The following is a 5,427-nucleotide window of genomic DNA, read 5'->3' as shown; positions in this document are numbered from 1 at the left end:
ACCATCAGAATGAGGGGTCCCTTTTAGACGCCGATCACCCCGCTAACGGGGTCCCTTTTGCACGCCGGTCCACACCTTGGAACAGCCGTTCTTCGCGCAGGCGGTCTTCGAGACGCTTGCGGCGACGTTCGAGCGATCGATGGATGGCAGCAGGCGACGAAGCCAAGCGCCGTTGAAGGATTTGCAATGCAAAGCCGACGTTGGATCGACGCTTATCATCACCGCTCCGGTCCGCGCGGTTCATTTCCTCGCGAACATAGGTTGTGACCGCCTGATAAAGCTCTGCTTCCGCGTGCGAGAGCTCATAACTGGCGGTATACGCGCATCGTTCCGGGAAGAGCTTCGATCCGTCGAAGCGGTAAAGCTCTTCCTTGGTCAGGCGGCGCATCATGTCCGATACGTCGGCCTTGTGCACGCCTTCCCGGAAACGACCTTCAAACCGATCTGCATCAAGCAAGCCCATAAAGAGCTGGAAATCAGCTTCTTTGCCGTTGTGTGGGGTGGCCGACATCAACAAGAAATTGCGGGTCTTAGTGCCGAGTAGCTTACCCAGCCGGTGGCGTTGTGTCTCCTTCACCTCGCCGCCGAAGTATGATGCGGCCATCCGGTGAGCTTCATCACAAATGATCAGGTCCCAGTCCGGCGCGGCTTCGAGCTTCGCCTTCAGCTCATCTGATCGGGATGCCATGTCGAGGCGCACGATAAGTCGGTTTCTCTCGACGAATGGATTGCCAGTTAACGAAGCTTCGATCTGGTCACGCGTCAGCAAATCGAAGGCCAGATTGAACTTCTCGGCCATCTCCTCCTGCCACTGCTCGACCAGGCTTCCGGGAGCCACGATGAGGCAGCGTTCTAGGTCGCCGCGAATGATCAACTCTTTGATGAGCAGACCGGCCATGACTGTTTTGCCAGCGCCCGGGTCATCTGCGAGCAGGAAGCGCAACGGCTGGCGGGGAAGCATTTCGCCGTAGACAGCCGTGATCTGGTGAGGGAGTGCTTCGATCTGTGATGCACTGACCGCCAGATAAGGATCAAAGAGGTGAGCTAAACGAATCCGATACGCTTCTGACGCCAATCGGAGGAGGCTGCCATCGGCATGGAAACCGAACGACTGCCCGGACGTGATTAGTGTTAGGGCCGCTTCTTCGCCGCGATAAAGCAGACGCTCATGTACGGCGCCATCGGCGCGAAACACCAAATTCAGAGCATCCGGTCCAAATCTTGCGATTGACACGATATCAGCGATTCCGTTGCCGAAAAGGCCGCTGACACGCGCACCCGGCGCGAGGTCCTCAAACTTTATCATGAGGCCAGTCTACCGATTGAAGGGTACGAAGACCATAGCTGCGGTAACGGCAGTGCCGTGGTCGGCTATCCTACAAGTTCCGTTCGAAAGAGACTGAGGTAGCCGCACAACCGCTCCTCGCGCGGCTGATCGTCGAGGGCGTGGAATGGGAGGATCTAGGGCCAGACCTAAGCAGCGGGGCGCCGCGACCGGTACCGCAACTGCGCATCACGCCGACCGATTGAGCGGAAATGTTCGACGGCGCCCGCAGGCTATCCAGGCCCAAGCATCCGAAAGCTGCCAGAGCGGAACTTGCAACAAAGCCCCCTTTGGCTGGGCATGAATGTAGGGCATCCTTCGATTAGCAATTTTGGGACCACGAATCTCGGTTCTGTTAGCGCCCTTGCCCCTGCGGCGGCTTCGCAAAATACCGGCGACTCCCGACCAATTCACGCCATTCTGAGGCGGGTGTGGGAATAGCTGCTCGTGCCGGAAACCGCCATTCGCGAGTTGAAGGCTGCCGGAAAGCAAACGCCAAAGTCGGTCACATTTCAGGGGAGCACGTCAAGGGGCATGCGCTCAACTGCATCGAGCAGGTCAACCAGACCTTCACCTACCTCGTTGCCTTCGAGGCGGCGCGCTATCTGCTTGAGCGGCATCCCGAGGCTGGCAGCTTCGACCTTGCGCCCGGTGCGCACATGGCCATGGACCTCGACATAATGAGCGTTGAGCCAGGGCTGGTGGGCGCAGAGGCCTTTGCAGCTGTGGATCCGCGCAATAACAGTAAGCTTGCCAAGGACCTTGCGAAGCTCACCCAACATGACCAGCCGCACCGGTATGCCTTTTTCTCGTCGCCACTCTATCCCGGCCTTGAGCGTCGGCTGAAGCTGGAGAAGCCGGGCATTGAAGTGTGGTCCGTAGCCGTCTGAGCCCAGTCAGAGAACGGGCGTTATGTTAAGCGGGGTTCCAACGACAGGGCATTTTATAGGCGGTGCTGCCAGCAGAGCAGCCGATCGAGCGATGATCTAGATCCTTGCAGCGATGCTTGCACCCATTGGTTGTTCGGGCCACTCTAGACGAATGCCCGATCCCGTGTTTGCCAAGCTCGCCGACGTTCCACTCCGCGATGCGTGGACACACGAAGCGCATGAGTTCACGCCTTGGCTGGCGACCAACCTCGATCGGCTCTCGGAAGTTATAGGCATTCCCTTGGAATTGTCTGGCACCGAGATGCGGGTTGGCACGTTCAGTGCCGATATCCTCGCTCGCAATGCAGCCGACGACAGCGTTGTACTCATCGAGAACCAGCTTGCGGGTTCAGATCATACGCACCTTGGCCAGATCATGACGTATCTTGCAGGGCTTGAGGCGCAGACAATGGTCTGGATCGCGCCGTCGTTCCGGGAAGAGCACCTATCTGCCATCCGCTGGTTGAACGAGCACACCGTCGATCCCTTTGCCTTCTTTGCCGTGCGATTGCGTGTTGTCCGCATTGCCGATTCGCCGTTTGCTCCGTTGTTTGAGGTGGTCGAACGACCGAATAACTGGGATCGGCAGGTCTCGGAAAGGAAGCGTGTGGTTGAAGGCGACCGCTCTGAGCTCGGAGAGCACCGCCTTTCCTTCTGGACCCACTTCTGTGCGCGCCACCCGGCCTACGGTAAACCGGGCGCTGCGAGTTCTCTATGGGCTGCGCTACCCCACACCGATATGCTGGTCGTTCTGTATCTGTCCCGCAATGGCGTAGGTGTGTTCGTTCGCCCGCCCCGTGGTGGCTCGCCTGACGATCTGGAACTGTTTGTTCGGCCGCATCTTGATCAACTGGTCGCGGAACTTGGTGCGGCAGCGGAGACGAGCCTCGGTTCGAAACTAACCATCGATCCATACAACCAAGCGAATTGGGATCAGATGGCTGATTGGCTCGATGATCGCACCAAGGCCTATCAGGCGGCCTTCGCTCGCATCAACACGGAGCTCTAAAGATGCCGAGCAAGCCGAACTTCGTAGCGGAACAGCGGCTGGCACAAAGCAAATGGTTTTCAGCAAACTTGGCTCACTACAACGGGTATTGCGGAGCCGATTATCGTGTGTCCCCCGAACACCGGCTCGTGAATCTTTCGCCAGCCGTGCGCGAAGCGGCCGATCGTCTTTTCGGCGCTGATCCAGCAATCCAATGGCATCAACACGCAAACCATGGCCTTTCCTCGCAGGTGTGCTGCGTCAACTTTTTGCTCCCGTTCGCCGACAAACCCGAATTGCTTGCGCGATGGATCACGCACGTCACCGGCGACAAAGTGGGTGAAGTGTTGCCCATAGAGTTAGACCGCGCCGGTCAGGACTGGTTCGTGACCTTCGAATGGATTGGCGATGCGGATTATCTGAACGAGGCGAGTCCAGGGGCGCAGCGCAAGCGTGGAGCCAATGCCACAGCGGCCGACGCAGCAATCTTGTATCGGACCGCCGCTGGTGCCACGAATTTACTGCTCGTCGAATGGAAGTACACCGAGCGGTATGGCCAACCGCTCGATCCCAAAGGTAACAGCACCCGCCGGGCTCGCTATGAAGCAATCTGGCGCGCGCCCAATGGGCCGATCCGCGCTGATATTGATGTCGATCTCGAAGATTTCTTTTGGGAACCGTTCTACCAGATGCTTCGCCAGCAGATGCTCGCCTGGCATACCGAGCAAACCGATGTCAGGGTGGATCGTGCGCGAGTTTTGCACCTGTCGCCAGCAGGCAATAGGCCGTTGCACTTGGTGACTTCACCGACGCTTCAGCGCTTAGGCGACGACGCGTTTGACGTGTTCCGTTCCCTGCTCACCGACCCAGCCGATTTCCGCTCCATGTCCATCGAAGCAGCATTCAAGCCGCTAGGAGACTGGCCTGAAGCTGACTGGTTCGCATGGCTGCAGCAGCGCTATGTCACGCTGTGCGCCGACGAAGAGTTCGCCTGAGAGAAATAAGCCCGAGATCAACTTTCGGCTCCAGACAGGCCTTAGCTTTCCTGCAGCTGTTGAATACGCGGTGGGAGCTTGGCCATGAGCCGCAACATTGAGGCAACCAATGTTTCCCAGAAATGCCTTTCCGATGCAGCAAGGCGCAGATGAACTCCAAATGGGAGAAGGCAAATGAAATTTCTAAGCGGCAACGCTCTCGTCTCAGAGCTTAGTGCAGCCCTTCAAGGACAGCCCTTCGATGCCGCCGTCGCCTACTGGGGGAAAGGGGCAGTAGAACTGCTCGGGCTTGGGAGTTGGGCACGGGGAAGCCGCATTTTTTGTGACGCCTTTAGTGGTGCATGCAACCCCTCTACGCTTCGCCAGTTGTTCGATCTTGGCGTCGAGATTTGGGACTGCCCAGGGCTTCACGCCAAGGTCTACCTGACCGATCAAGTCCTGTTCTCTGGCTCTGCGAATGCATCGGCGAACGGGCTCGGACGTGAGGATGATGAGCTCAAATTAGGTCTCGAGGCAGGCCTGCTAACCCACGACCCGGCCCTAATCGGCAAGGCTGAGGAGTGGCTGCATGGGATCATTGGTCGAAGCTCGCGCCTAAAGCCGGATCAACTGGCAAAGATTGAAGAGGCTTGGCGTGCCCGTCGAAACCAGCGCCCTATGCCCACGAAGCTTAGAGCATTGGAAGACGTACTCCTCGGTCAGTCGGAAGTCCTATCAGACAGGCGCATATTCCTGTGTGTATTCACTGAAGTTGAACCGCCGAAAGAGCGTTGGGACGTCTATCACAAACAAGGCTACAATGAGCCAGCACTCGAAGAGGATGGACAGGTCCCATTTTTCTGGGACGCGCATAAGTGGGATGTCAGAAGTGGTGACCTAATTTTGAGCTACCATCACACCGGCGGAAGGCTCAAGTATGATGCGATGAGCATCGTGCGAGATGTTCTTGATGGCGGCGCGGTCGTCCCTGTAATTCCTGTGAAGAAACCCCTCGGACTTCGGCTAGATCCGCCGCAAGCAAATCGGATAGGAATGCGGATCTCAACATTGATTGCTAGCGGTGAGATCGATGTACCGACGCCGCAGTTGGTCCCGCTAGCGACCCTTGCTGAGCTGCTGAGAACACCGGGAATAAAAGGGGCCACGGATCGGCCGGTAGCACCGGATTAAAAATGGGCCAGTCCTGCTAGA

5 protein-coding genes are annotated in these 5,427 nt (G+C 57.7%); 4 read left to right on the top strand and 1 reads right to left on the bottom strand.

From position 1 onward, the window contains the following. Positions 1-34: 34 nt before the first annotated feature. A complete protein-coding gene (locus K5Q19_RS13995; RefSeq protein WP_365759617.1) occupies positions 35-1,306 on the bottom strand; it encodes a DEAD/DEAH box helicase in 1,272 nt (423 codons plus the stop codon). 449 nt (positions 1,307-1,755) lie between these two features. Between K5Q19_RS13995 and K5Q19_RS13990 the strand changes: the two genes are divergently transcribed. From K5Q19_RS13990 to K5Q19_RS13975, 4 genes are all read left to right on the top strand, one after another. Further along, entirely contained in the window at positions 1,756-2,214 is a 459-nt protein-coding gene (locus tag K5Q19_RS13990; protein WP_292946242.1) for a hypothetical protein, read from the top strand. 151 nt (positions 2,215-2,365) lie between these two features. Beyond that, positions 2,366-3,262, top strand: a complete 897-nt coding sequence (locus K5Q19_RS13985) for a hypothetical protein (protein ID WP_292946241.1) — start codon at positions 2,366-2,368, stop codon at positions 3,260-3,262. A 2-nt stretch (positions 3,263-3,264) separates the two neighbouring features. Continuing rightward, positions 3,265-4,236, top strand: coding sequence for a hypothetical protein (locus K5Q19_RS13980; protein ID WP_292946240.1), 972 nt, complete (start codon positions 3,265-3,267; stop codon positions 4,234-4,236). A gap of 174 nt (positions 4,237-4,410) precedes the next feature. Continuing rightward, positions 4,411-5,406 (top strand): hypothetical protein, encoded by a 996-nt coding sequence (locus K5Q19_RS13975; RefSeq protein WP_292946239.1) that lies wholly within the window; start codon positions 4,411-4,413, stop codon positions 5,404-5,406. The last annotated feature ends 21 nt before the right edge of the window (positions 5,407-5,427 follow it).

The organism is Novosphingobium sp., from assembly GCF_019748365.1.
In the GTDB taxonomy this organism is placed as follows: domain Bacteria; phylum Pseudomonadota; class Alphaproteobacteria; order Sphingomonadales; family Sphingomonadaceae; genus Novosphingobium.
Note: the sequence above shows the minus strand (reverse complement) of the source record. Positions and strands in the feature narration are given on the sequence as shown.

Coding starts and splice junctions, on each gene's coding strand:
- K5Q19_RS13975 (WP_292946239.1), top strand. CDS start 4,411: ATGAAATTTCTAAGCGGCAACGCTCTCGTCTCAGAGCTTAGTGCAGCC.
- K5Q19_RS13985 (WP_292946241.1), top strand. CDS start 2,366: ATGCCCGATCCCGTGTTTGCCAAGCTCGCCGACGTTCCACTCCGCGAT.
- K5Q19_RS13995 (WP_365759617.1), bottom strand. CDS start 1,306: ATGATAAAGTTTGAGGACCTCGCGCCGGGTGCGCGTGTCAGCGGCCTT.
- K5Q19_RS13980 (WP_292946240.1), top strand. CDS start 3,265: ATGCCGAGCAAGCCGAACTTCGTAGCGGAACAGCGGCTGGCACAAAGC.